The following is a 24,442-nucleotide window of genomic DNA, read 5'->3' as shown; positions in this document are numbered from 1 at the left end:
GCGTGGGTATCTCTCAGCTCGTCGGAATCTGTATCACTGGTGCATCGGTTCGATCAGCAACGCGTGCACCTCTCCGATTGCCACCGGGCAATGCTCCACACCGCGGGGAACGACGACGAACTGACCAGGCCCCACCTGGACAGTGCGGTCGCGCATCTGCACCTGAAGTTCACCAGCGATGACCAAGAACAACTTGTCGGAGTCGTGGGTGTGCCACATGAACTCGCCGGCCATTTTGACAAGCTCGATCGCGTAATCGTTGAGCTGTGCGACGGTCGTCAATGACCATAGATCTGTTACTCGTGTGAGCTCGGCTGCGATATCGACTACCTCGGGAACTGCCACCACACCATCGTCTCAGACAGTCGATCGCCGTAGTGGTCTTCGTCGGCGTGGAGGAATGAGGCCAAACCCGTTGGGGTCCATCAACACCGACGAGTTGGTCGCGGCGATCGCGCTCCACCACGCCGATCAGGCCGCGTCTCTTGGAGCTCGTAAGTCAGAAGAAAAGTCAGATCGCGTTAGGTCTTGACTTCCGAGTTGGCCTGTCGGCGAGGGCGGCTACTCGACGGGTGACCATGAACAATCTCCCCACCGGGATAACCGGTGGGGAGATTATGGCGGTGGCGGAGGGATTTGAACCCTCGGACGGGGGTTACCCGTCACACGCTTTCGAGGCGTGCTCCTTAGGCCGCTCGGACACGCCACCGTGTGGCAGCTTACCGGGCCAGAGCCGAGAGCCATAATTGCGGCCCTGGCGCTCACATCCGGCCCGCGAGCGTGAAGAAGATCGCGAAGATCGGCCGAAAACTCGCCATCGTGTTCACGCTCGGCGGCACGGGTTCACCGCTGACGAGCGAAAAACTCCTCGAGTAGGGCCGCACACTCGTCGGCCAGCACCCCGCCGACCACCTCGGGCCGGTGGTTGAGCCGGCGGTCACGCACCACATCCCACAGCGAGCCGACCGCCCCGGTCTTGGGCTCCCACGCGCCGAACACCACGCGCGCCACCCTGGCCAGCACCAATGCGCCTGCGCACATCGTGCACGGCTCGACGGTCACGGCCAGCGTCGTCCCTTCGAGCCNAGATGGTTATAGGAGACAGCCGATCGGCACATCGCGCGGGCCCGCGGTCCGGGCGGCCTCCAGCGCGGCGCGGATCAGGGCCTGGTCCGTCGACCTCACCGACCGAGCCGGTCGAGCACCGCGGACAGCTCGTCGGCGAAGCCCATCTCGCGGGCGATCCGCCCGATCTGCTCGTCGGCGTACAGGTCGGTCTCGGACAGGATCACGCCGAGCACATCCTCATGCAGGCCGATATCCGACAGCACCGAGAGGTCGCCCTCCTCGAACGGGTCCGCATCCTCGAGGTCTTCTTCTTCGAGGTCAGCGTCCAGATTCTCCAGCGCCTCAGCGGCGATGTCGTAGTCCAGCGCAGCCGTGGCGTCCGATAGCAGCAACCTGGTTCCGGCCGGCGCCGGCCGCACGATCACGAAGAATTCGTCGTCCACATCCAGCAGCCCGAACACCGCCCCGGCGCTGCGCAGCTCGCGCAGTTCGGTCTCGGCCGCGGTCAGACTCTTCAGCGAGGACGACCGCATGGGGGCGCACCGCCACTTGCCGTCCTCCCGGACAACGGCCACCCCGAAGCCATCAGGCAGGTCTGCCGGCGCACGCTGTGCCTCCATGCCCGCCTACGGTAGTCGCCGACCAGCAATTTTGACCAGGGATCACCTCCGCCCCGGCTCGGTGCATGTGCCAACCTTGATGCGTGACGAACACACCGGTGTGCGTGTTGGGCTTGGGCCTGATCGGCGGCTCGCTGATGCGTGCCGCGGCGGGGGCGGGCCGCGAGGTCTTCGGCTACAACCGGTCGATCGAGTCGGTGACGGCCGCGAAATTCGACGGCTTCGACGCCACCGAGAACCTCGATGCGGCCCTGCGCCGCGCCGCCGACAGCAATGCGCTGATCGTGCTGGCGGTGCCGGTGCCCGCGCTGCCCCAGCTGCTCGACCACATCCGCGATGCCGCGCCGCAGTGCCCGCTGACCGATGTCACCAGCGTCAAGGGCGCGGTGCTGTCCGCAGTGCAGCAGGTCGGCCTCTTGCAGAACTTCGTCGGCGGCCATCCGATGGCCGGCACTGCGCACTCGGGCTGGTCGGCCGGAGACGCCGCCCTGTTCACCGGCGCGCCCTGGGTGGTGAGCGTGGACGATCACGTCGACGCGCACGTCTGGGCGCTGGTCACCCAGCTGGCCCTGGACTGCCACGCGGTGGTGGTGCCGGCCCGCTCGGACGAGCACGATGCCGCCGCGGCCGCCATCTCACACCTGCCGCATCTGTTCGCCGAATCGCTGGCCGCCATCGCGGGCGAGGTGCCGTTGGCGTTCGCCCTGGCCGCCGGCTCGTTCCGGGACGGTACCCGGGTCGCGGCCACCGCACCCGACCTGGTGCGGGCCATGTGTGAGGCCAATGCCGATCAGCTGCTGCCCGCGCTCGAACAGGGCATCGAGCTGCTGACCCGGGCCAAACAGACCTTGGCCGCCACGGGTTCGGTGGCCGATCTGGTCGAGACGGGCCACGCCGCGCGGATGCGGTACGACAGCTTCAGCCGACCCGAAATCATCACCACGGTGGTCGGCACGGACAACTGGCGGGCCGAGCTGGCCGCCGCCGGGCGCGCCGGCGGGGTGATCAGATCCGCTCTGCCAGTCCTGGGTAATCAAGGATGAAGCCGTCGGAGTCCACCGTGATGGTGGTGTCGGCGACGGGCGAGTGCAGTTTCACGCCGGCCCCTGGACCCGAACTGCTGTAGCTGATGTTGGCGGTCTCCACCGAGAAGTCCGGCAACCGTACGTAGACGACCGGAAGCGTGACCGAATCGGCCCGCTGATGCAGGCCCGTACGCCGGATCGGCAGCGCGTTGAAGAACGGGCTGAACACCACGTCGACGTCGAGCGCACCGCCGAAGTCCGAGCGCTTGGTCTGGGTGTGGTCCTGTACCAGCCACATGTTCTCCTCGTCGCGCGCGATGGAGAGCTGGCGTTCCCGCTCGGCCAGCGTGACGGTGAGGGACAGGCGTTTGGTGGCGCCGCCCTCATCGGTGACCAGGTCGTAGGAGGCCGAGAAGGCGGGGTGAGAGTCCGTGGCGGCGGCGACAATCCGGCCATAGGCCTTGATCCGGTTGCCCGACAGCTGAACCCGGACCGACTCCATCCGGGATACATCGTGCGCCCGCCACGTCAACACCGCTGGCCAGGCACTGTCCTTCTGGTCACTCACCCTTCTACCGTATGCGACGACGCACGGCGTTCGTAGCCGAGTCCGGAACTCCCCCGCACGCTCCCCCGGGCAGGTGACTCGAGGGCCACCTCGTCGTCGAGCAACGGCTGCGGCATCCGGCGACCACGCCTGTTTTGGAGCCCCAACCGGCCACTACCGGGCACCGACAGCCAGACCGCGAAGGCCAATGCGGCATCCAGGATCAGGGCCAGTGCCGTCACCATCAACGCACCCACCAGCGCGATGTGGAACTGGCGCACCTTGATCCCGTCGATCAGGTACCGGCCGAGCCCGCCGAGGCTCGCGTAGGCGGCCACCGTCGCGGNTTCACCTTTTTCCAATACCCAACCGCCTGTCTTTTATACACATAGTGATTTTAAAAAGAAACAGAGGATCGGCGGCAGGGCATGGGCCCCCCCCCCCCCCACCACCCCCCGCCGCTCGGTCATCCCCATCGACCGCGCCGCGCCGACCACGGACCGGTCGACGTTGGCGATGCCGGCGTAGGTCCCGGCCAGCAACGGCGGGATGCCCAGCAGCATCAGCGCGACCGTCGGCGGCACCAACCCGAGCCCCCACAACAGCACCCCGAGCAGCAGCACGCCGAGGGTGGGCAGGGCCCGCAGCGCGTTCACCCCGGTGACGACGAGGAACGTGCCGCGCCCGGTGTGCCCGATGAGCAGACCTACCGGGATCGCGACGACGGCCGAGGCCACCACCGCGACCACGGTGTACTGCAGATGCTCGACGATGCGGGCGGTCAGCCCGGCCGGTCCGCCCCAGTTGGCGGCGGTGAAGATGAAGTCCAGGGCCTGCTGCAGAAAGTTCATGCCGCCGCCTTGGCCCGGTTGGCGGTGCGGGCGGGGCGATTCCAGGGCGTGATGGCCTTGCCGGCCAGCATGATCAGGGTGTCGATCACGATGGCCAGCACGAAGATCGCGATGATGCCGGCGATGATCTGGTCGCTCTTGTTGGACTGATAGCCCTCGGTGAACCAGGTGCCGAGGCCGCCGATGCCGATCACCGAACCCACCGACACCATCGAGATGTTGGTGACGGCGACCACCCGCAGCCCGGCCACCAGCACCGGGATGGCCAGCGGCAGCTCCACCTTGACCATCCGGACCAGGGGCCGGTACCCGATCGCCGTCGCCGCATCCCGCACGTGGTCGGGCACCGCGTCAAGCGCCTCGGGCACCGCCCGCACCAGCAGCGCGGTGGTGTAAAGGGTCAGCGCCACAATGACATTGGCCTCGTCCAGGATGCGGGTCGGAATGATCAGCGGCAGCACCACGAACAGGGCCAGCGACGGGATCGTGAAGATGATGCTCGCGCTCAGGGTGGTGAACCGCCGCAGCGCGGTGGTGCGCTGCACTGCGGCACCGAGGGGGACGGCGATCAGCAGGCCGAGCACGATGGGCACCAGCGACAGCCGCAGGTGCACGATGGTCAGCACCCACAGGTCGTCGAGGTGGTTCAGCAGATACCGCATCACGTTCCCAATGCGGGGATGTGCCGCTGGGATTCCAGTGCCACCAGCACATCTTCGGCCCGCACCCCGCCGATGACCTGATCGTCGGCATCGACCGCGACGCCGAGCCCCGACGGTGACGACAACGCCGCGTCCAGCGCCTGCCGCAGTGCGCCGTCCGGCCGGAACAGCGAACCCCCGGCAATCGTGCTGTCGTAGAGCGTCTTTCCGGACCGGTGCACCTGGACTCCCTCGGCATTGATCCAGCCGTAGGGCGCGCCGTCGGGTTTGGTGATCAGCACCCAGTCCCCCGGGCCGAGCTGCAGCCCGTCGATCTGCTCTTCCGAAACGTGGCGGATGTCGTGCAGCGGCAGGCCGCTGGCGTGGAAGAACTGCAGACCGCGATACCCCCGGTCGGCGCCGACGATCCCGGCCACCAGGTCGTTGGCGGGGTTCGACAACAACCGGGCCGGCGAATCGTACTGCTGCAGCACACCCCCGCGGCCGAACACCGCCACCTTGTCCCCGAGTTTGATCGCCTCGTCGATGTCATGCGTGACGAACACGATCGTCTTGCGCAATTCGCTTTGCAATCGCAGGATTTCGGCCTGCAGATCCTCCCGCACCACCGGGTCCACCGCACTGAACGGTTCGTCCATCAACAGGATCGGCGGGTCGGCGGCCAGCGCGCGGGCCACGCCGACGCGCTGCTGTTGCCCGCCGGACAACTGCGCCGGATAGCGGTCGGCCAGGCTCGGGTCCAGCCCCACCCGTTCCATCACCCCGATCGCGGCCTTGCGGGCACGACGCCGGGATTCCCCCCGCAGCACCGGCACCGTCGCGACGTTGTCGACGACGCGCAGGTGCGGCATCAGCCCGGCGCTCTGGATGACGTACCCCATGCCCAACCGCAGCTTGACGGGGTCGACCGTGGTGACGTCCTCGCCGTTGACCGTGAGCGTGCCCGAGGTGGGGTCGATCATCCGGTTGATCATCCGCATCGAGGTGGTCTTGCCGCAGCCCGACGGGCCGACGAACACCGTCAACGTGCCCTGGGGGACTTCCAGATTGAGATCGTCGACGGCGACCGTGCCGTCCGGATATTGCTTGGTGACGTTACTGAAGGAGATCACCGCGACCCTCTGCTCTTCGCGCAAGCGCTCATCGCGGCACCCGCTTGTCGAAACCGTTGTCCCTGATCCACTTTTCGGCCGCTTCGTCGGGATCGACCCCGGTGTTGCCCTCCACCGCGGTGTTCAGCTCGATCAGCGCCTCGGTGGTGAGCCTGGCCGACACCGCATCCAGCACGGTCTTGAGTTCATCGGACATCTTCTGTGAGGCCACCAACGGGACGACGTTCGCGGCCAGGAACGCATTCTTGGGGTCCTCCAGGACCACCAGGTGGTGCTGCTCGATCGCCGGCGAGGTGCTGAAGATGTTGGCCGCCGTGACGGCCCCGCTGTTGAGCGCCTGCACCGTGGCCGGCCCGCCACCATCGCTGATCGCGACGAAGTTGGCCGGCGCGATGTCCAGCCCGTACCGGGACTTCAGCCCGACCAGCCCGGTCTGGCGGGTCTGAAATTCCGACGGCGCACCGACTTTCACCTCGGCCGAGTGCCTGGCGAGATCCTCGATGGTCTTGAGGTTCCAGCGCTGGGCGGTCGCGGCGGTGACGGCGAGGGTGTCCTTGTCCTCGGCCGGTGACGGGTAGAGGATCGACAGGTCGCCGGGCAGCGCCTTGAGCAGCCCGATCAGGACCTCGTCCGGCGTGGTGGCCGTCGCCTCGGGATCGAAGTACTGCAACAGATTGCCGGTGTACTCCGGGATCAGGTCGATCGAGTGATCCTGCACCGCTGGCACATACGTCTCCCGGCTGCCGATACCGAATTGACGCTTGATCTGAAAATCGTTCGCCTCCAGAGCTTGGGCGTAGATCTCTGCGAGAATCTTGGACTCCGGGAAGTCGGCGGATCCGACCGTGATGGTCTTCAGGTCGCCCGAGATCGGTCCACCGCCCAACGGATTGGCACTTCCGCAACCGGACAACAGAACCGCAAGCAGTATCGCCAGGAACGCCAGGGTTTTGCGGTGCATCCGCACGTCCTTTCGGCGGTTCAGCCTTTTTCCAGACCCTAACGGCACTCCCGACATGCCGCCGCGCTTTACCTCATGGTGTTTGCATTGAGGCCTTCACGGGCAAAGATGTCAGTATGACCAGCGATCCGTCTGCATCGCCCGATCTGCCTGAGCCGACACCGCATGCGCCGGTGCCGCCGATGCCCGACCCGGGCAAAGTTCCCGATGCCGGCAAGTCCCCCGCCAAGTCGAGTAAGGCCGCCGAGCCCAAACTGACCCGGGCCGGTGCCCTGTGGTCAGCACTGATCCTGGGTTTCCTGGTGTTGATCGTGCTGCTGATCTTCATCGCGCAGAACACCGAGCCGGTCCCGATGTCGTTCCTGGCCTGGCATTGGTCGTTGCCGACCGGGGTCGCCATCCTGGGTGCCGCGGTGGCCGGCGGACTGCTCACCGTCGCCGCCGGCTCCGCGCGGATCTTCCAGCTGCGCCGCAACGCCAAGAAAAACTTCAAGGCCGCTCAGCGCAGCTGAGCGTCAGGCCAGCGCGCGCAGGCCGGAGGCGATGGCCGGTGCGACGGCAGCACCGACGCTGGTGCCGCCCGGCGACTCGGACCCTTGACGTGCCCGGAAGTCGATGCCGGCGGCGATGATGGCTGCCTTGAAGTACGCCAGCGCCATGTAGAAATCCCAGTGGGCGAGCTCCTGGCCGGACTGCACCGAGTAGCGGTTGGCCAGCTCATCGGCCGACGGCATCAGCGGTGAGCTCCACGCGGCTTCCATGCTGAGGATCAGGTTGAACATCGGGTCGCGGTAGACGCACATCAGCGCGGCGTCGCTCAGTGGATCGCCCAGCGTCGACAGTTCCCAGTCGAGCACCGCGAGCACCTTGGTCGGGTCCTGCGCGTCGAGGATGGTGTTGTCGATGCGGTAGTCGCCGTGCACGATCGAGCTGCGGCTCTGCGCCGGAACCGCGTCGGCCAGTGCCTGATGCAGCCGCTTGACGTCGTCGTCGCGGGGATCGTCGGGCAGCCGGACCAGGTCCCACTGCGAACCCCATCGCCGCACCTGGCGCTCCAGGTATCCGGCGGGCTTGCCGAAGTCGCCGAGACCGACGGCCTCCGGATCCACCGCGTGCAGATCGGCGAGCACTTTGATCAGGGCGTCGACGCTGCTGCTGATCACAGCTTCATCGCCCAGTGCGGCGAGTTCGGCGGCGCTGCGCACCACCCGGCCGTCGACGTTCTCGACCATCTGGAACGGCGCGCCCAGCACAGAGTCGTCGTTGCGCATCGTCACCGCGCGGGCGACCGGCACCGCGGTGTCGGCCAGCGCGGCCACCACCTTGTATTCACGGGCCATGTCGTGCGCGGACGGCGTGAGGCCGTGCAGCGGCGGGCGGCGCAGCACCCACTTCGACGCGTCGTCGCACACCCGGAAGGTGAGATTGGAACGCCCGCCGGCGATGAGTTCTGCGCGCAGCTCACCGCTGCGTTCGATGCCCTCGGCACGCAGATGACGGTCGAGCGCAGTGAGGTCGAGGCCTTCCAGAGATGTCACGGGAACTGTTTACCACCGCACATTTCGCGGCAGCAGATCCCATACGTGTTCGGTCCCGTTGACCGAGGCGACCGCCAGCTTGCCCGAGCGGGACGACAGCAGCCGGGTCACCGACGCGTAGTCGACGTGGAAGGACAGCAACCGCTCGGTCTGCAGGATCTGGTGCAGCAGCACGTTGATCACCCCACCGTGGCTGAACACCGCCACGGTGCCGTCGTGGTCACCCGTGGCGACCAGGTCCGCCACGGCCGCACTGATACGTGCCATGAATGCGTTCTCGTCCACGCTGCTGGGCAGGTGACCGCTCACCAGCCGGGCCAGCTCTTCGGGGTTCTCCTTCGCGATGTCCTCGATCGGGACATAGTGCGTCATGTCGCGGTCGTACTCGGCGAGCCGATCGTCGACCTCGACGTCGAGGCCGAGTGCCTCGGCGACCGGGCCCGCGGTCTGCACGGCCCGCCGCTGCGGGCTGCTGACCAGCCGGCTGATCGGGAAGCGGGCCAGGGCCGCCGGCAGGCGCTTGGCCTGCGCGATGCCGTCCTCGGACAAGTCGGGATCGGACCCTTGACCGGGCTCGCTGCGCAGCGGCAGCGCATGTCGGACCAGAAGCAGTTGCACCGTGACACCATAGGGCCGCCAGACCGGACTGCCGGAGAGGGTGCCGCATGGGATACGCCGACGAGTTGTTCGACCTCACGGACCGGGTCGTGCTGGTCACCGGAGGCAGCCGCGGGCTGGGCGCCGAGATCGCGATGGGGGCCGCCCGCTGCGGAGCCGACGTGGTGATCGCCAGTCGCAACCTGGATTCCTGCGTCGCGACGGCGGAGAAGATCACCGCCGCCACCGGCCGTGCGGCCCTGCCGTATGCGGTGCACGTGGGCCGGTGGGATCAACTCGATGGGCTGGTCGAGGCCGCCTACGACCGGTTCGGAATGGTCGACGTGCTGGTCAACAACGCCGGTATGTCACCGCTCTACGAGTCGCTGGGGTCGGTCACCGAGAAACTCTTCGACTCGGTGTTCAACCTGAATCTCAAAGGGCCGTTCCGGCTCTCGGCACTGCTCGGTGAGCGCATGCTGGCCGACGGAGGCGGGGCGATCGTCAACGTCAGCTCGTCGGGATCCCTGCGGCCGGACCAGTACATGCTGCCCTACGCCGCGGCCAAGGCCGGGCTCAACGCCATGACCGAGGGGCTGGCCAAGGCTTTCGGCCCGACGGTGCGCGTCAACACCCTGATGGCCGGGCCGTTTCTCACCGATGTCAGCAAGGCCTGGGACATGGCAGGCGACCCGTTCGGCCACCTGGCGCTGCGACGGGCCGGCAATCCGCCCGAGATCGTCGGCGCCGCACTGTATCTGATGTCGGACGCGGCCAGTTTCACCACCGGTTCGATCCTGCGGGTGGACGGCGGTTTGCCCTGACCGTGGCACGGTAGGCTGGCCAAATGGCAAACTTGTCATGACAACTTGACCGGAAGGTGATGGGATGGCGGGGCCGCGTTCGCGCCATGAACACGTTGCGGCCGAACTGCGTCAGCGCATCAGGCGCCGGGACTATGCGATCGGTGATCCGCTGCCCACCGAGAGCGCGCTGTGCGCGGAGTTCGACGTGTCCCGCGGTCCAGTGCGCCAGGCGCTGGCCACGCTGAAGAACGAAGGCCTGATCCGGGTGTCCCGCGGCAAACCCGCGGTGGTGCGCAGCCACGACGCCACCCAGACCCTGGACACGTTCACCCCGTTCACCCAGTGGGCCGAACGTGTCGGGCGGACCGCGGGCAACCGCACGATCGAGGTGGCGCGCCGCCGCGCCTCCGAAACCGCCATCGAGGCACTGGGCCTGACGCCCGACGACTTCGTGGTCGAGGTGCTGCGAGTCCGATTGCTCGACGGCGAACCCGCGATGATCGAGCGCAGCACCTTCATCGACTCCGTGGGTTCGCTGTTGTTCGAGTTCGACACCGATTCCGGTTCGATGACCGACTATCTGGCCAGCCGCGGCGTGTACTTCGACTCGATGGAGCACGTGCTCGACGCGGTGGCGGCCGGGCCGGACGACGCCGCGAATCTCGGGATCGCGCCGGGCAGCCCGTTGCTGCGGGAGCGTCGCGTCTCACGCGATCAGAACGGTGTGGTGTTCGAGTGCGCCGACGACCGCTACCGGCCCGACGTGGTCACGTTCAGCATCGTCAACGCCCGCACCAAGTTTTCCTCCGCCGAGCAGACGTAAAGTCGCACTCTCCTGGTTCGGAGAGTGCGACTTTACGTCTGGTGACGAGGATCAGTCAGCCGCGGGCATCCGGTTCCAGTGCGGGATCAGCAGCAGCATCGCCACGAACGCGGCGACCGCGAAGCCGTAGAACAGCGTCGACGTGCTCAGGTAGCCGGGCAGCAGGCCGCCCAGGATCGCGCCGACCGAGCCGCAGCAGTTGATGAAGCCGGCCGCGGTGCCCGCGTGCTTGGAGGTGCCGAAGTCGACCGCCGCGACGCAGGAGATCATCGCGTCCGCGCCGTACACGCTCAGCCCGATGAGGCCGAGCACCAGCACCATGACCCAGGCGCTGCCGGTCGCGGTGAGCGGGGCGAACAATGCCAGCACCGCCACCAGGACCGCCAGGCTCAGCACGCACGCCGGCACCCGCCGGGCCTTGAACACGCGGTCGGAGATCCGGCCGAGCAGGATCGGGGCGATGACACCGGTGATACCGAACGCCACCGGAATCGTGACGGCCTGGAACTTGTCGCCGTCGGCCAGCCGCTCCGCGACGATCACCGGACCCCACAGCAGGATCGCGTAGCGGGCCGGCTTGAGCAGGAAGTACGACGCGCCAAGGGTTCTCACCATGCGGTCGCGCATCACCACCGCCAGCGAATCACGCCACGACGACTTCGGTTCGGCGACCGCCTCGGCCTCGTCGGAGGTGTCCAAGGCCGCGATGTCTTCCTTGGAGTGGTACTCCTCGATCGGCGGCAGCCCGACATCCTGCGGCCGGTTGCGCTGGAACAGCAGCACGAGCACGAACACCCCGAGTACGACCACGGCACCGGTGAAGAACGCGGCCCGCCACGTACCGAACACATCGTAGGCGGCCCAGCCCAGGATCGGCGCGGCCACCAGGCCACCGAACGCGTAGTTGGTGCTCCACAGTCCGAGGACACGGCCACGTTCGCCGATCGAGAAGAACTGGGCCATGTTGCTCAACGTCCCCGACCAGCCGGTGGACTGGGCCAGGCCCTGCACGATCATCAACGGCAGTAGGAACACCAGCGCGGGCAGCAGGCCCATGAACACGGTGGCGACGGCCGAGATCGCCAGGCCGCCGAGGATGACGATCCGGGGACCGAAGCGGTCGGAAACCTGACCCCACACGAACTGCCCGGCCGCATATGCCGCCAGGTAGGCCGCGTCCAGGTTGGCCAGCGTGCTCTTGGTGAGGCTGGTGGACAGAATGGGGTCTTCGAGAATGCCGAGCTTGGCAACCGAGAAGGCCTGCCGGGTGAAATAGAAGCCGGCATAGGCGATCCAGGTGACGGCGAAGATCTGAAAGCGCCAGCGCCGGTAGCGCGGAACGGTCGTCGGGTCGGTGGAAGTCGTTGCGTGGGTCATGAGAATGCACCTCTGGTGGGCGTGCTGCAGATGGTGTGCTGACGGGGCCGGGCAGAGAGCCGAGCGAGTTGGCCGAACGTCAAAGGCAGGTTTCTCGAAAGAGAACGACGTGACGAGCGGGCGGCGGTCGGGAGGCCGGGCCTGCAACCGACCGCCGCGAGAGGTGCTTCTCGGGTTACCGCAGCGCTGCCACCAGCGCAGGCAGATCGGCGACGCTGTCGAGGATGTGCGTGGCGCCGGCCTCGGACAGTTGCGCCCGATTGTGCGCTCCGGTCAGCACACCGATCGAGGCCCGGGCCCCGGCACGCAGACCGCTGATGACATCCGAGGAGGTGTCACCCAGGACGAGCATCGAACGCACCGAATCGGTTTCGGTCTGCATCAGCGCGGTGAGCGGCATGTCGGGGTAGGGCCGGCCACGCACGCCCGGCGACGGGCACAACACCAGGTCGGCGACGTCCTGCCAGCCCAGTGCGTCGATGATGGCCGACTGGGTCTCGCGGGCGAACCCAGTGGTCAGCGCGGTCTTGATGCCGTTGGACCGCAACGACCGGATGGCGTCCTCGGCGCCGGGGATCGGGCTGCAGTTGCCCTCGGCGACCAGTTGGCCGTAGCAGCGCTCGAATTCCTTGTTGGCGGCCTGCGCCTGTTCCTCGTTCCCCTTGGCGAGGTGACGGAAGACCACGATCTTGGACTGCCCCATGGTGTCGGAGACGTAGCGCAGCATCTCCTCACGGTCGGCGTCGGTCTTTGACAGGCCGGCGTGGCGGTCGGCGGCCAGGAAGGACTGTTCGACCAGTCCACTGTCCTCGACGGTGGTTCCCGCCATGTCGAACACGACCAGGCTGATCGGATCGGTTGTGTTGGTGCTCATCGGTTCATCCCTTTCGGTGGTGGGTCGGTCAGGCTGGGGCGGCGATACGGGCCAGCGCGTTCTCGACGCTGGTGTAGGCGAGGCCCATGCTTGTGGTCATGCCGATACCGGTGGTGACGGTGACGACGTGGGTGCCCTCGATGGGCTGCTCGATCAGGAACTCTTTGCCGGGCGCCGAGGTGTATACCCCCTGCCAGCGCTCGGATACCTCGATCTCCTTGACGCCGAACAGTTTCCGAGCTTCTTCGAGGAGCACGGCGAATCCCTCCTCGGACTGGAACGGCGGTGCCGAGATGTCGCGGTAGTGGGTGTCGCCGATCAGCAGGGAGCCGTCGGGCTGCGGGGTGTACATCTGATGCAGGTCGATCGCGACGTAATCGGGGTGTTCGGACCGGAGCCGTTCGGCGACGGCCGCCGTGGCGGGCAGGTTCTCGAAACCGGAGTAGCGCAGCAGCGACCATCCGGTGAACAGCGGCGCCTGCAGCGGGAAGCTCAACGGCAGCCGGGCCCGCAGCATGTGCAGCCGGCAACGCAGCAGGCCGTCGCGTTCGGCGAGGCCGGGGAACAACCGGTCGATGTCGCAGTTGACCGTGACGAATGTGGTGCGGGCGCGCAAGGGCCCGCGAGAGGTGTGGACCACCCCCGGCTCGAACCCGGACGCCGCTGTGCGCCAATGGAAGTCGACACCGTCGCCGGCGAGCCAGTGCGCGATCGACGGCGCCGCCGTGCGCGGGTCGACCTGCAGGTCGTTGGGCAGGTACATGCCGCCGGTGACGTTGTCGGCCACCACCGGGATGCGGTCGAGGATCTGCTCGCGGCTCAGCAGCCGGACCTCGGCGCTCCCGCGGATGGACTCGAATTCCCGCATGACCGCGAGTTCGTCGTCGTGGCGGGCGACGCAGAAGGTGCCCGCCTCCGCCGACCAGAACCCCGCCTTGCGGGACAGGTCGAGCCAGTGCTGACGTCCGATACGGCCGTACTCCCCCGCCACACCGGACTGCGCGGTGATGCAGGCGTGGCCGAAGTTCTGGACCGATGCGCCGACGACACCGTCGGCGTGTTCGACAACCGCGACGCTCAGCCCGCGCTGGTGGGCGTGATAGGCGTGCGCCAGGCCGACGATGCCGGCGCCGACGACGACGACGTCGTAGCTCTGATGATTTCCCATGCGGATACTGTGGTCCGCATCACCGAGACTTGTCAATACAAGTTTCGGTTTTTTACTACCTATCTATATAAGTTAATTTTCCGTTTACCTCACGGCGTGACGATGTTGAAGTTCGCGTCCGGCCGGTCCAGCGCCGCCAACAGCGATGGCAGGGCATCGGTATCACCGGTGACCTCCAGGCCGGGTGAGGTCGCGTCACCGGACACTGCTGCCAGCAACCGGAGCTTGTCCGCCAGCCGCACCGTGGCGTGCGCCGTCTGCGCATCGGCTGCCGCCCGGCGGTAGACCACCACCCCGTTGCGCAATGTCAGCCGGTAGTTGTCGCCGGTGTCGTCGAACGTGACGTCGATGGCCAGGTCGAGATCCCAGGCCCGCGGCCCGTCGATACTGATCGCGATGACGTCGAACATCTGCTCGGGGCTCAGTTGCGCCAGCATGGTCGGCGCCGTGACCTGTCCGGCGGTACCGAACTTGCCCTGGCGCAGTTCGGTGGCACCGGACAGGTAGAAGTTGCGCCAGGTGGCGTTCTCGGCACCGTAGGCGAGCTGCTCGAACGTGTCGGCGTAGAGCGCGCGGGCCGCGGCATGTTCGTCATCGGTGAACATCACGTGGTCGAGAAGGGTTGCCGCCCAGCGGTAGTCACCGTCCTCGAAGGCCTTACCGGCCAGCTCCACCACCCGGTCGGCGCCGCCCATGGCCGCCACGTAGCGCGGGCCGAGCGCCTCGGGCGGGTGCGGCCACAACCGGGCGGGGTTCCCGTCGAACCACCCCATGTAGCGCTGGTAGATCGCCTTGACGTTGTGGTTGACCGAGCCGTAATAGCCGTGGGCATGCCAGGCCTGCTCCAGCGCGGGCGGCAACTGGAACTGCTCGGCGATCTCGACTCCGGTGTATCCCTGGTTCAACAATCGCAACGTCTGGTCGTGCAGGTAGGCGTACAGATCCCGTTGCAGGGACAGGAACTCGATGATGCGTTCGCGGCCCCAGGTGGGCCAGTGGTGGGAGGCGAACACCACGTCGGTGCGGTCGGCGAAGGTATCGATGGCCTCGGTCAGGTACCCGGCCCAGCCGTGCGGATCACGCACCAGGGCGCCCCGCAGGGTCAGCAGGTTGTGCAGGTTGTGGGTGGCGTTCTCGGCCATGCACAACGCCCGGAACTTCGGGAAGTAGAAGTGCATCTCGGCCGGGGCCTCGGTGCCGGGTGCCATCTGGAACTCGATCTCGACACCGTCGATGGTGTGTGTCTCGCCGGTGCGGCGGATGTCGACCGTCGGCACGATCATCGACACCTCGCCCGTCGAGCCAACCTGCCCGAGTCCACAACCCACCTGCCCCTGCGGCCCCCGCGCGAGCAACATGCCGTACATGTAGGTGCCGCGCCGGGTCATCGCCGTCCCGGCGTAGACGTTCTCCTGCACCGCGTGTTCGACGAAACCCTCGGGCGCCAGCACCGCGACCTTGCCTGCGTCGACGTCGGCCTGCGACGTCACGCCGAGGACGCCGCCGAAGTGGTCGCCGTGGCTGTGCGTGTAGATCACCGCGACCACGGGCCGCTCGCCACGGTGCTCGCGGTAGAGCTTGAGGGCCGTCGCGGCCACCTCGGTGGAGAGCAAGGGGTCGATGACGATGACGCCGGTGTCGCCCTCGACAAAGGTGATGTTCGAGATGTCCAGCCCCCGAACCTGGTAGATGCCCTCGACCACCTCGTAGAGCCCCTGTTTGGCGCACAGTTGCGACTGCCGCCACAGGCTCGGGTGCACCGACGTCGGTGCCTCCCCGTCCAGGAACGCGTAGGCGTCGTTGTCCCACACCACGGTTCCGTCGGCGGCCTTGACCACGCATGGGTCGAGCGCGGCGATGAATCCCCGGTCGGCGTCGTCGAAATCCCTGGTGTCCTCGAACGGCAGGCTCGTCAGATGGTCGCGGTGGGCGGCCTCTATCACGGCACTGGGCGGCTTCTGCTCCATGCAGACGAGCCTGCCATCTCAAGGTGTCTGCGTCATGGCCGAACCGGGATCAATCTTGTCGCGGGAACGATCCTGCTGATCTCGTCGGCGCCATGTCCGGCGGCGACCGCAGCGTCGACGTACTCCCGGAACGCCTCCAGCGCGCCGGCATCCAGGCCCGCCGCACCGGAGGCCGCGATCAGGTGCCGGACCGAGGCCGCCACCGAGGACACCGAGGCACTGGCATCGCTGTGCCGGTCGGATTCGACGCGGTCGGCGACCTCGGCGAAGATCGGCGGCAGGATCGCGGCGATGTTGTTCGCGTGCGGCAGCAGTTCGCTCGGGGCGATACCGTTAGCCGACGCCATCGAAAGGGCGTGGACGAAACCGCTGATCGACGTCCAGAAGATGTCGAGCAGCGCCATGTCGTACGCCGCGGCCCGGCCCACGTCCTGGCCCACCCAGTTGACCGTGGCGAGGGCATCGAACACCGGCCGGTTGGCGTCGAACAGATCCCGCGGACCGGCGAAAAGGATGCTGGCACTGGGGGTTCCGATGGTGTCGGTCGGAGTCATGATGGCCCCGTCCAGATATCGTCCGCCCCGGGCGGTCACCAGCTCGGCGGTCCGGTGCGCCGAGTCGGGGATGTCGGAGGACAACCCGACCACCACGCGCCCGGAGATGGCATCGCCGGCCGCCGCCAGGATCGCGTCGACCGCGGCCTGGTCCACGACGTTGACGAGCACGACGTCGCTTGCCGCGACGGCCGCCGCAGGCGTATCCGCCCACCGGGCGCCGCGGGCGATCAGCTCGTCGGCCTTGCCCGGCGTCCGATTCCACACCGTGGTGGGGTATTTCGCGGCTACCAAAGCTCCGGCGAGTGCCTGTCCCATCGGCCCGAGTCCGAGCACACTGACGGTGGCGGTCATGCGGCGGTTCCCTTCTTGATGCTCTCGATGATGCGCGGGAAGCCGTCTTGGCCGTGGCCCGCGTCGATCTGGCGGTGGATCAGCCGTTGCACGACATCGACGACCTCCGTGCCGATTCCCTGGTCGCGGCTGGCATTGACGATGTCGCTGATGTCGGAGAAGTTCAGGCTCTGCTGGCCGGGTACCGAGTAGTCGCCGCTATCGATGACGGTCGCGTACTCGGCGATCGCGGGCATCAGCGCGGGCAGCCATGCGGCGGTACGGGCTGCGAACTCCTTGGCAGGCACGCCGGCCGCCCCGACCATCGCAGCACCGTGGAAGAAGCCCGCGAACATCACGTACATGGCCGACAGCAGCGCCAGGTCGTACAACGAGGCCATCCCGGCATCGTCGCCGAAGTACTCAGTGCTGCCCCAGAGTTCGAGGACCGGGCGGGATTCTTCGAACAGTGCGGCCGACCCGCTGTAGAGGATCGCCGACTGGGGCGTGGCGATCATCTCCGGCGTCGCCATCATGCCGCCGTCGAGATATTCGGCGCCGTGGGACGCGGCCCACCGGGCCAGCTCGCGCGCACCGTTCGGCGACGTGGTGGTCAGGTTGAGCAGGCGGCGCCCGGCCAGCCGGCCGGCGACGGGATCGAGCACCTCACGTACCGAGGCCTGGTCGAACAGGCAGACCACGACGAGGTCGGTGTCGAGGGCGTCGGCGGGGGTGGGCGCGACAGTGGCACCCTCCGCGGCCAGCGCGGCAGAGCGTGCGGTGGTGCGATTCCAGACGGTGGTCGGATGACCGGCCTGCAGGACCGTCCGGGCCAGCTGCGCCCCCATTGCCCCCAATCCGAGGAAACTGACCGAAAGACTTGTTGTTTTCATGCCATCATCGTCGGAGCTACACGAACCACCCGACAAGTACCCACTATTTAGTGCGATACTTACCTTTTCGAAACTATTGGCTCTGAACAGCGAGGATCTCCGATGACCCAACTCGGGAAGTACACCTGCGGACTGGACGCAGCCTTCGCGGTGGTCGACGGAAAGTGGAAACCGCTGATCCTCTGGGAGCTCGCGGCCGGGCCGAAGCGCTTCAACGCGCTGCATCGCAGCCTGCCCGGGGTGTCCCAGAAGATGCTCACCCAGCACCTCAAGGAGCTACAGCATCATGGCGTGGTGCACCGCGAGAGTTATCACGAGGTGCCCCCGCGAGTGGAGTACTCCATGACGCCTGCCGGTCAGGAGCTACTCGAATCCCTTGAACCACTGAGCGATTGGGCCACCAAGCACATCGCACTGATCTGCGCCGAGGAGGCCGGCTGACGGCCGCTCCCGGTCACGGCCGATCCAGCGAGTGCAGCGTGACGTCGACCAACACGCCCGCCGCGATGTGCGCCGTCATGTAGGTGCAGTACGGCTGGCGCCTGCGATCGGTCGGCGAGCCCGGATTCAGCAGGCGCAGACCGGTTTTCGCGGTGGTATCCCACGGGATGTGGCTGTGGCCGAAGACCAGGACGTCACTGCCCGGGTATTGCCTGGCCATGCGGGCCTCCCGACCGGTGGCCGCGCCGGTCTCGTGCACGACGGTGAATCGCAGCCCCTCCAGTGTCACGTCGGCCCGCTCGGGCAACCGTCGGCGGAGCTCGGCCCCGTCATTGTTACCCCAGCACCCGATCAGGTGCGCCGCCCGCGAACCGAGCCTGTCGAGCAGCGCCGGGTCCACCCAATCCCCTGCGTGGACAACAACATCTGCTTGGTCCACCTCGTCCCACACCTGAGCGGGCAGATCCTTGGCACGCTTGGGTACGTGTGTATCGGCGATCAGAAGCAGCCGCATCCAGCCGAGCCTACGTCACCCGTCTCGGTCGATCGGGGAGGCGAATCGCGGGTCTGGTCATGCCGACGTGTCGGGGCGCTTACACTCCGACCATGGAGCTACTACGCAACGTAGTTGTATACGCGCATCTGATCGGTTTCGCCGTCATGGTCGGCGCCTGGATCGCCGAAGCCGCGGCCCGTCGCTTCCTGATCACCCCGGTGATGACCTGGGGCATGACCCTGTCACTGATCACCGGTCTGGCGCTGGCCGCACCGTGGCCTGCCGGCATCGAGCTGAACTACCCGAAGATCGGCACCAAACTGATCATCCTGATCGCCCTCGGGGCGGTGCTGGGCATCGGGACGGCGCGCCAGCGTCGCGCGGGCGGCACTCCGGTGATGCCGCTGTTCGTCGCCGCCGGTGTGCTGCCCCTACTCGCGTCTGCGATCGCGGTGCTGTGGAACTGAGGTCCGAGCCGATGCTGAGCTGAACCTGAGACGTTCCCGTAAAGTTAACTGGCAAACAACATTTGTCGGTAGGTACGGGAACGATGGGTCACAGACACGCCATGGCAACCGCCAAGGTCATGCGCACGGCGGCATTCACCGGATGCGATTCGCCGCACGCCGACGTTCGGGCTCGGGTCAGACCCGGTCGCGCGGATCGACCGCGCCAGGCCCACCACGGCCCGTTCCGGCATCCGCGGCAACGCCGCTATGCCGGTCAGCTCAAGACGTCGGCGACGGCGGTGACCGGCCGCTCCCCGTGGATGAACGACCGCGTGACCGTCCTGCGGCGTTTCCTCGCCGACATGCACGGGCTGCATCTGCCGCCGGAGCTGGCCCGCGTTCAGGTGGCCGGCCATATCGAGCTGTTGGTCTCGGTGCTGCGGCTCGACCGCCAGGCGGCCAGACAGTTCGTCACCGACGATGTGCTGCGCGAGATCGCCATCGACATCGCGACGGCCGTCGGCACCGAGTAAGGCCTCTCGGCCTACTGGCGTCTTGGGGCGTCAACCCAAAAAATCGAGGCGCGGTCCGCAGACCGCGCCTCGATTTCTGTGCGTGCGCCCGAAGGGATTCGAACCCCTAACCTTCTGATCCGTAGTCAGATGCTCTATCCGTTGAGCTACGGGCGCCTAGCGCTATTCAGTTGTGCGGTTGACAAGTCAACCGTGGCGGAGGCGAGAGGATTTGAACCTCCGGTCCCCGGTAAGGGGGACAACTCATTAGCAGTGAGTCCCATTCGGCCGCTCTGGCACGCCTCCTTTGAACTTCTGTGAGGGTACCGGACTCCGTCCTGTCGCCCGAAACCGCCGAGGGCACACAGTACACAGCCTCCCCTATTCTGGCCAAGTGAGTATCCGTCTGCGCCCCGAAATGGCCGATCTTCCGGCGTACACACCAGGCAAAACAGTCCCGGGCGCAATCAAGATCGCCAGCAACGAAACCGTGCATCCGCCGCTCCCCAGCGTGCGCGAAGCGATCCTCAAAGCCACCGAGAACATCAACCGCTACCCCGACAACGGGTACCTTGACCTGCGCGAACACCTGGCCAAGCACGTCGACTTCGCGCCCGAGCACATCGCCGTCGGCTGCGGTTCGGTGAGCCTGTGCCAGCAGTTGATACAAATCACATCCAGCGTCGGCGACGAAGTGGTCTACGGATGGCGCAGTTTCGAGATCTATCCGCTGCAGATCCGCACTGCGGGCGCGACCGGCGTGCCGGTGCCGCTACGTGACGAGACTCACGATCTCGACGCCATGCTCGCGGCCATCACCGACCGCACCCGGCTGATCTTCGTCTGCAACCCGAACAACCCGACTTCCACCGTGGTCGAACCCGAGGCGCTGGCCCGGTTCGTCGCGGCGGTGCCCCCGGAAATCCTGATCGTCCTCGACGAGGCCTACGTGGAGTACATCCGCGACGGACTGAACCCCGATAGCCTCGGCCTGGTCCGGTCCCACCGGAATGTGGTTGTTCTGCGCACCTTCTCGAAGGCCTACGGACTGGCCGGCCTGCGCGTCGGCTACGCCGTCGCCGATCCCGAGATCATCACCGCGCTGGGCAAGGTCTACGTGCCGTTCAGCGCGACGAGCGTGTCCCAGGCCGCGGCCATCGCCAGCCTGGAGGCCGCAGACGAACTCCTGGCCCGCACCGACGCCGTCGTGGCAGAACGCGTCCGCGTCAGCGCCGCGCTGCGCGACGCCGGTTACGAGCTGCCGCCCTCGCAGTCCAACTTNCCACCCGCCGCACCCCGGCGCGCTGGGCCGCGGCCACCAGGTTCGGCGCGCCCCGGCTCCACAACTCTGTGGCGGGACCGAAGTCCTTGGGCCGCTTCGGTCCCCACTTCGGCAGCGTGGTCAGCAGGCTCACCACCGTCTCGGGCGCGAATTCGGCCACCACGGAATCGATCTGGCCGGCATCGAGCACATCGGCCACCACCGGCTTCGCGCCGGCCGCCGAGATCTGCCCGGTCTTGCCCGCCGACCGGGTCACCCCGATCACCTCGTGGCCGCGCGCGGTGAGCTCACGCAGCAGGGGGATTCCCGGGACACTGGTCGCCCCGGCCACCAGCACACGCATCTATGGTTCTCCTGCCTTCTCGTCGGACATGCTGCTGCGCAACGCGATTGCCAATAGGGCCGTCGTCAGCACCAGGCCTGCGGCCTCCAGCCAGCCGACCCAGTTGCCCGCGGCGTGGTTGGTGTCGATCAGATGACTCAACGAATGCAGGGCCCAGTGCGCGGTGGCGAAGGCCAGCGCCGGCACCCGCCAGCCCGGCCACTTGAGGGCGGCCAGCATCATCAATCCGAGGGGCAGCTCGAACGAGGCGTTGTCGAGGATGTAGTGATCGTTGCGCACGCCGAATGCTCCGAGCGTGCCGAAGAACGTGCCCGGCGCCAGCAGCATGAACAGACCGAGGGTCACCGAGTAGACGCCGAAGACCGCCAGGACCACCTCGGGATAGCGACGGCCGGTGCGCGTCGCCGGGGCAGCAACTTTGGCCATGCCATCACGGTAACGCCGCAGTGGTCTCCGANCCCGAACGGCACCGTGCCGGTGACCCCGCGCCGTCGCCAAGCCGCCACGGCCGGCCGCGCCGCACTGATCACCTGATCCTCCACCGAGGCCTGCTGGTCGCGGTCGGGAAGCTGCGCACCGGCCGCCGAGCCGATCAGCGTGATGGACGTGAGCAGGTGATCGGTCAGCCCCGCCACGTCGAATTCGCGACACGGCGTCTGCCGCGAGAGGTCGTCCGGGGTGATGCCGTGGAGCACGCGTTGTAGCACGTCGAGGGTGGCCTCGGCACTATCGAGTTCATCCATACTCGGTAGTGTCCCCTGCATGACCGACACGTACGAGTCCGCTTCCGTCGAGATCAAGGACCACGTCGCCCAGGTGACGCTGCTCGGTCCCGGCAAGGGCAACGCGATGGGTCCGGCGTTCTGGGCCGAGATGCCCGACGTCTTCGGCACTCTGGACGCCGACCCCGAGGTGCGCGCGATCGTGCTGACCGGCTCGGGCAAGAACTTCAGCTACGGACTGGACCTGCCTGCCATGGGAGCCGAGATGCCCGGGCTGGACGCCGGTGCCGGTGCCCGCGCGGCCTTCCACAAGCGGCTGATGAAGATGCAGGGCGCCATCACCGCCGTCGCCGATTGCCGCACGCCGACCATCGCCTCCATCCACGGCTGGTGCATCGGCGGTGGGGTGGACCTGATCAGCGCCGTGGACATCCGCTACGCCAGCACCGACGCCAAGTTCTCCGTGCGCGAGACCAAACTGGCGATCGTCGCCGACGTGGGCAGCCTGGCCCGGCTGCCGCTGATCCTGTCGGACGGCCATCTGCGTGAGCTGGTGCTGACCGGGCGAGATGTGGATGCATCGCATGCCGCGCGCATCGGCTTGGTCAACGACGTGTACGCCGACGCCGACGCCTCGTTGGCGGCCGCGCACGCCACAGCCGCTGAGATCGCCGCCAACCCGCCGCTGACCGTGGCCGGGGTCAAGGACGTACTCGACCAGCAGCGCACGGCCAGGGTGGCCGAGAGCCTGCGCTACGTGGCCGCATGGAACTCGGCGTTCCTGCCGTCCAAGGATCTGGCCGAGGCGGTCACCGCGATGTTCCAGAAGCGGCCGCCTCAGTTCACCGGGGAATAGGCGTAAAGCCGAGCTCGGCCTTGGCCTTGGCGTTCGACAGCGGAAGCCAGGCCTGCCCGAACGCGGTCGCCGGGTACGAGGCGACCAGTCCGACCAAGCGATGCGAGATCGGCATCGGTCGCGGCCGGTGCAGCTTTCGGCTCAGCTCTCTGGCGTAATCACCGAACGACTGTGGACGGTCGTCGACGATGTTGTAGATCTGGCCACCCCGGCCCTTGTCGAGCGCGTCGGCGGTGGCCCGGGCGACGTCGTCGATGTGAACCCAGGACAGGACCCCGGGGCCGGTCAGCGCGGGTAGCGCCCACCACTTGGCCAGGCGCCGGAACAGGTCGTCGTGGGTCACCCCTGGTCCGTAGAAAACGCCGTAGCGCAATACGATTCCCTCGGTGCCGCTGTGCTCACCTGAACTCAGCACGGANCGCGTGGCCGCCGTCGACACCGTCAGCGTTCCCGACCGGGCCCTGGCCGATCCGGGCCGGCCGCGGTTCGACATCGACTTCGCTCCTGGTTCACCGGATCTCGCCAGTTTCCCTCGGCAGGCCTGGTTACGGGCGATGCGGCAAGGCCTGGCCGAGATCGAGTCCAGCGAGTTCGGCTACGTCGCTGCGCATGGGCTGCGGGCCGCCCGCCACGCCGTCGCCGATTACCTCCGACGCACGCGTGGCGTGGTCGCCGATCCGCGCCGCATCGTGTTGTGCTCGGGGGCGACGCAGGCCGTCGCCCTGCTCGCCCAGTGCCTGGACGGCCCGTTGGCGATGGAGGATCCCGGCTTCTGGTTGCACCGAATGGTGCTGCGGCACAATGGCATCGATCCGCTACACGTTCCGGTCGATGAGGACGGCATCGACGTCGACGCCCTGACCGCGTGCGATGCCACCACGGTGGTGACGACACCGGCTCATCAATCGCCGACCGGGGTGGTGCTCTCGGCGCCCCGCCGAACCGAACTCCTGGAATGGGCGCAACCGGGTCGGTTGATCATCGAGGACGACTACGACGCGGAGTACCGCTACGACCGGGCCCCGATCGGCGCGCTCCAGGGTGTCGCGCCCGACCGGGTCGTATACATCGGCTCCACCAGCAAGACCCTGGCACCCGGATTGCGCATCGGCTGGATGGTGCTGCCCGCGCATCTGATCGCTCGGGTACGAACCGCGAAAAGCCTTGCCGACACCGGCAGTTCGGTGATGGATCAGATCGCCTTCAGTCAGTTCCTGACCTCGGGCGCCTACGACCGCCACCTCAGGCAGATGCGTCGGCGCTACCTGAGCCGGCGCAATGCCCTGCTGGCCGCGCTGTCACGCCACCTGCCTCGGGCCGAGGTCCTCGGGGCGGCCGCCGGGGTGCACCTGACCGTGCGGTTCCCGGCCGGCTTTCCCATCGAGGAGCTGACCCGCCGTGCAACCGAGCTGCGGATCCGGCTGGAGCCGTTGGGCCCCTGCTACGCCGAGCCGGACACCGCGCCGCCGGGGCTGATCCTCGGCTACGCCAACCTCACCGAATCGCAGATCGCCCGCGGCGTCGAGATGCTCGGTCAGGCCGCCCGCGGTTTGGGGGCGGCCTGA

At 67.4% G+C, this 24,442-nt stretch carries 27 protein-coding genes, 3 tRNA genes and 4 pseudogenes; 10 read left to right on the top strand and 24 right to left on the bottom strand.

Annotated features, from left to right (window positions below):
- Positions 1-33 precede the first annotated feature (33 nt).
- From BN4332_RS25190 to BN4332_RS25175, 4 genes and pseudogenes are all read right to left on the bottom strand, one after another.
- A complete protein-coding gene (locus BN4332_RS25190; RefSeq protein ID WP_200820349.1) occupies positions 34-345 on the bottom strand; it encodes a cupin domain-containing protein in 312 nt (103 codons plus the stop codon).
- A 273-nt stretch (positions 346-618) separates the two neighbouring features.
- Positions 619-709: transfer RNA gene (locus BN4332_RS25185), tRNA-Ser, on the bottom strand.
- Positions 710-843: 134 nt separating this feature from the next.
- Positions 844-1,085, bottom strand: a pseudogene (locus tag BN4332_RS25180) (nucleoside deaminase); the annotation flags it as partial.
- Between the two features lie 96 nt (positions 1,086-1,181).
- Positions 1,182-1,688 (bottom strand): tRNA adenosine deaminase-associated protein, encoded by a 507-nt coding sequence (locus tag BN4332_RS25175; protein WP_019348792.1) that lies wholly within the window; start codon positions 1,686-1,688, stop codon positions 1,182-1,184.
- Positions 1,689-1,786: 98 nt separating this feature from the next.
- On the opposite strand from BN4332_RS25175, the gene BN4332_RS25170 reads away from it, so the two are divergent.
- Complete coding sequence (locus tag BN4332_RS25170) at positions 1,787-2,731, top strand: prephenate dehydrogenase (protein ID WP_066902199.1); 945 nt, start codon at positions 1,787-1,789, stop codon at positions 2,729-2,731.
- Here BN4332_RS25170 and BN4332_RS25165 read toward each other — a convergent pair.
- The 5 genes and pseudogenes from BN4332_RS25165 to BN4332_RS25145 form a co-directional block, all read right to left on the bottom strand.
- Entirely contained in the window at positions 2,694-3,281 is a 588-nt protein-coding gene (locus BN4332_RS25165) for a putative glycolipid-binding domain-containing protein (RefSeq protein ID WP_066902183.1), read from the bottom strand. The two genes, BN4332_RS25170 and BN4332_RS25165, sit on opposite strands and share 38 nt — an antisense overlap.
- A pseudogene (locus BN4332_RS25160) lies at positions 3,278-4,111 on the bottom strand (ABC transporter permease subunit). The gene BN4332_RS25165 and the pseudogene BN4332_RS25160 overlap by 4 nt, the downstream one beginning before the upstream one ends.
- Entirely contained in the window at positions 4,108-4,773 is a 666-nt protein-coding gene (locus tag BN4332_RS25155; protein ID WP_066902182.1) for an ABC transporter permease, read from the bottom strand. Before BN4332_RS25155 ends, BN4332_RS25160 begins: the two are co-directional and overlap by 4 nt.
- A complete protein-coding gene (locus BN4332_RS25150; RefSeq protein ID WP_066902198.1) occupies positions 4,773-5,885 on the bottom strand; it encodes an ABC transporter ATP-binding protein in 1,113 nt (370 codons plus the stop codon). Before BN4332_RS25150 ends, BN4332_RS25155 begins: the two co-directional genes overlap by 1 nt.
- Positions 5,886-5,913: 28 nt before the next feature.
- The gene (locus BN4332_RS25145; protein ID WP_200820348.1) at positions 5,914-6,846 is read right to left on the bottom strand and encodes an ABC transporter substrate-binding protein; all 933 of its coding nucleotides are present in this window, start codon (positions 6,844-6,846) and stop codon (positions 5,914-5,916) included.
- Positions 6,847-6,962: 116 nt separating this feature from the next.
- Here BN4332_RS25145 and BN4332_RS25140 point away from each other — a divergent pair, with 116 nt between their 5' ends.
- A complete protein-coding gene (locus BN4332_RS25140; protein ID WP_066902180.1) occupies positions 6,963-7,358 on the top strand; it encodes a LapA family protein in 396 nt (131 codons plus the stop codon).
- A 3-nt stretch (positions 7,359-7,361) separates the two neighbouring features.
- Here the strand turns inward: BN4332_RS25140 and BN4332_RS25135 are convergent, their stop codons facing one another.
- Together BN4332_RS25135 and BN4332_RS25130 are read right to left on the bottom strand one after the other, a co-directional pair.
- A complete protein-coding gene (locus tag BN4332_RS25135; protein WP_066902179.1) occupies positions 7,362-8,384 on the bottom strand; it encodes a phosphotransferase family protein in 1,023 nt (340 codons plus the stop codon).
- Positions 8,385-8,393: 9 nt separating this feature from the next.
- Positions 8,394-9,002, bottom strand: a complete 609-nt coding sequence (locus BN4332_RS25130; RefSeq protein WP_066902178.1) for a histidine phosphatase family protein — start codon at positions 9,000-9,002, stop codon at positions 8,394-8,396.
- A gap of 47 nt (positions 9,003-9,049) precedes the next feature.
- Between BN4332_RS25130 and BN4332_RS25125 the strand changes: the two genes are divergently transcribed.
- Together BN4332_RS25125 and BN4332_RS25120 are read left to right on the top strand one after the other, a co-directional pair.
- Positions 9,050-9,805: an SDR family NAD(P)-dependent oxidoreductase gene (locus BN4332_RS25125; protein WP_066902177.1), complete on the top strand. Its 756-nt coding sequence runs from the start codon at positions 9,050-9,052 to the stop codon at positions 9,803-9,805.
- A gap of 64 nt (positions 9,806-9,869) precedes the next feature.
- Positions 9,870-10,610 (top strand): GntR family transcriptional regulator, encoded by a 741-nt coding sequence (locus BN4332_RS25120; RefSeq protein WP_066902176.1) that lies wholly within the window; start codon positions 9,870-9,872, stop codon positions 10,608-10,610.
- Positions 10,611-10,661: 51 nt separating this feature from the next.
- Here the strand turns inward: BN4332_RS25120 and BN4332_RS25115 are convergent, their stop codons facing one another.
- The 6 genes from BN4332_RS25115 to BN4332_RS25090 form a co-directional block, all read right to left on the bottom strand.
- On the bottom strand, positions 10,662-11,987 hold the full coding sequence (locus BN4332_RS25115) for an MFS transporter (protein WP_066902175.1): 1,326 nt from the start codon (positions 11,985-11,987) through the stop codon (positions 10,662-10,664).
- A gap of 175 nt (positions 11,988-12,162) precedes the next feature.
- On the bottom strand, positions 12,163-12,861 hold the full coding sequence (locus tag BN4332_RS25110; RefSeq protein WP_066902174.1) for a phosphonatase-like hydrolase: 699 nt from the start codon (positions 12,859-12,861) through the stop codon (positions 12,163-12,165).
- 28 nt (positions 12,862-12,889) lie between these two features.
- Complete coding sequence (locus tag BN4332_RS25105) at positions 12,890-14,029, bottom strand: TIGR03364 family FAD-dependent oxidoreductase (RefSeq protein WP_066902173.1); 1,140 nt, start codon at positions 14,027-14,029, stop codon at positions 12,890-12,892.
- A gap of 89 nt (positions 14,030-14,118) precedes the next feature.
- Positions 14,119-15,996, bottom strand: a complete 1,878-nt coding sequence (locus BN4332_RS25100) for an alkyl/aryl-sulfatase (RefSeq protein WP_066902172.1) — start codon at positions 15,994-15,996, stop codon at positions 14,119-14,121.
- A gap of 32 nt (positions 15,997-16,028) precedes the next feature.
- A complete protein-coding gene (locus BN4332_RS25095) occupies positions 16,029-16,904 on the bottom strand; it encodes an NAD(P)-dependent oxidoreductase (protein ID WP_066902171.1) in 876 nt (291 codons plus the stop codon).
- Positions 16,901-17,776 carry an NAD(P)-dependent oxidoreductase gene (locus BN4332_RS25090; protein WP_074133185.1) on the bottom strand — a complete coding sequence of 292 codons (876 nt, stop codon included), beginning with the start codon at positions 17,774-17,776 and terminating at the stop codon, positions 16,901-16,903. The genes BN4332_RS25095 and BN4332_RS25090 overlap by 4 nt, the downstream gene beginning before the upstream one ends.
- Positions 17,777-17,878: 102 nt before the next feature.
- On the opposite strand from BN4332_RS25090, the gene BN4332_RS25085 reads away from it, so the two are divergent.
- On the top strand, positions 17,879-18,217 hold the full coding sequence (locus BN4332_RS25085) for a winged helix-turn-helix transcriptional regulator (RefSeq protein ID WP_066902169.1): 339 nt from the start codon (positions 17,879-17,881) through the stop codon (positions 18,215-18,217).
- A gap of 13 nt (positions 18,218-18,230) precedes the next feature.
- On the opposite strand, the gene BN4332_RS25080 is transcribed toward BN4332_RS25085, so the two are convergent.
- The gene (locus BN4332_RS25080; protein ID WP_066902168.1) at positions 18,231-18,731 is read right to left on the bottom strand and encodes a metallophosphoesterase family protein; all 501 of its coding nucleotides are present in this window, start codon (positions 18,729-18,731) and stop codon (positions 18,231-18,233) included.
- Between the two features lie 92 nt (positions 18,732-18,823).
- Between BN4332_RS25080 and BN4332_RS25075 the strand changes: the two genes are divergently transcribed.
- Together BN4332_RS25075 and BN4332_RS25070 are read left to right on the top strand one after the other, a co-directional pair.
- The gene (locus BN4332_RS25075; RefSeq protein ID WP_066902167.1) at positions 18,824-19,180 is read left to right on the top strand and encodes a Fe-S protein; all 357 of its coding nucleotides are present in this window, start codon (positions 18,824-18,826) and stop codon (positions 19,178-19,180) included.
- Between the two features lie 101 nt (positions 19,181-19,281).
- Entirely contained in the window at positions 19,282-19,695 is a 414-nt protein-coding gene (locus tag BN4332_RS25070; RefSeq protein ID WP_235654197.1) for a hypothetical protein, read from the top strand.
- Positions 19,696-19,778: 83 nt separating this feature from the next.
- On the opposite strand, the gene BN4332_RS25065 is transcribed toward BN4332_RS25070, so the two are convergent.
- Positions 19,779-19,851: transfer RNA gene (locus BN4332_RS25065), tRNA-Arg, on the bottom strand.
- Positions 19,852-19,888: 37 nt separating this feature from the next.
- Positions 19,889-19,980, bottom strand: a tRNA-Ser gene (locus BN4332_RS25060).
- An 88-nt stretch (positions 19,981-20,068) separates the two neighbouring features.
- On the opposite strand from BN4332_RS25060, the pseudogene BN4332_RS25055 reads away from it, so the two are divergent.
- Positions 20,069-20,953: pseudogene (locus tag BN4332_RS25055) on the top strand (pyridoxal phosphate-dependent aminotransferase); the annotation flags it as partial.
- Here BN4332_RS25055 and BN4332_RS25050 read toward each other — a convergent pair.
- The 3 genes and pseudogenes from BN4332_RS25050 to BN4332_RS25040 all read right to left on the bottom strand — a co-directional run.
- Complete coding sequence (locus tag BN4332_RS25050; protein WP_235654306.1) at positions 20,901-21,299, bottom strand: NAD(P)H-binding protein; 399 nt, start codon at positions 21,297-21,299, stop codon at positions 20,901-20,903. The pseudogene BN4332_RS25055 and the gene BN4332_RS25050 overlap by 53 nt on opposite strands.
- Positions 21,300-21,725 carry a hypothetical protein gene (locus BN4332_RS25045; protein ID WP_066902165.1) on the bottom strand — a complete coding sequence of 142 codons (426 nt, stop codon included), beginning with the start codon at positions 21,723-21,725 and terminating at the stop codon, positions 21,300-21,302.
- A 23-nt stretch (positions 21,726-21,748) separates the two neighbouring features.
- Positions 21,749-22,042 (bottom strand): annotated as a pseudogene (locus BN4332_RS25040) (maleylpyruvate isomerase N-terminal domain-containing protein); the annotation flags it as partial.
- A gap of 19 nt (positions 22,043-22,061) precedes the next feature.
- Here BN4332_RS25040 and BN4332_RS25035 point away from each other — a divergent pair.
- Positions 22,062-22,877, top strand: a complete 816-nt coding sequence (locus tag BN4332_RS25035; protein WP_066902164.1) for a crotonase/enoyl-CoA hydratase family protein — start codon at positions 22,062-22,064, stop codon at positions 22,875-22,877.
- On the opposite strand, the gene BN4332_RS25030 is transcribed toward BN4332_RS25035, so the two are convergent.
- Entirely contained in the window at positions 22,864-23,370 is a 507-nt protein-coding gene (locus BN4332_RS25030; protein ID WP_338066788.1) for an NAD-dependent epimerase/dehydratase family protein, read from the bottom strand. The genes BN4332_RS25035 and BN4332_RS25030 overlap by 14 nt on opposite strands.
- On the opposite strand from BN4332_RS25030, the gene pdxR reads away from it, so the two are divergent.
- Positions 23,300-24,442, top strand: coding sequence for a MocR-like pyridoxine biosynthesis transcription factor PdxR (gene pdxR, locus BN4332_RS25025; protein ID WP_235654195.1), 1,143 nt, complete (start codon positions 23,300-23,302; stop codon positions 24,440-24,442). The two genes, BN4332_RS25030 and pdxR, sit on opposite strands and share 71 nt — an antisense overlap.

It is taken from the genome of Mycolicibacterium houstonense (assembly GCF_900078665.2).
In the GTDB taxonomy this organism is placed as follows: Bacteria; Actinomycetota; Actinomycetes; order Mycobacteriales; family Mycobacteriaceae; genus Mycobacterium; species Mycobacterium houstonense.
This window is presented reverse-complemented; position numbering and strand designations above follow the sequence as displayed.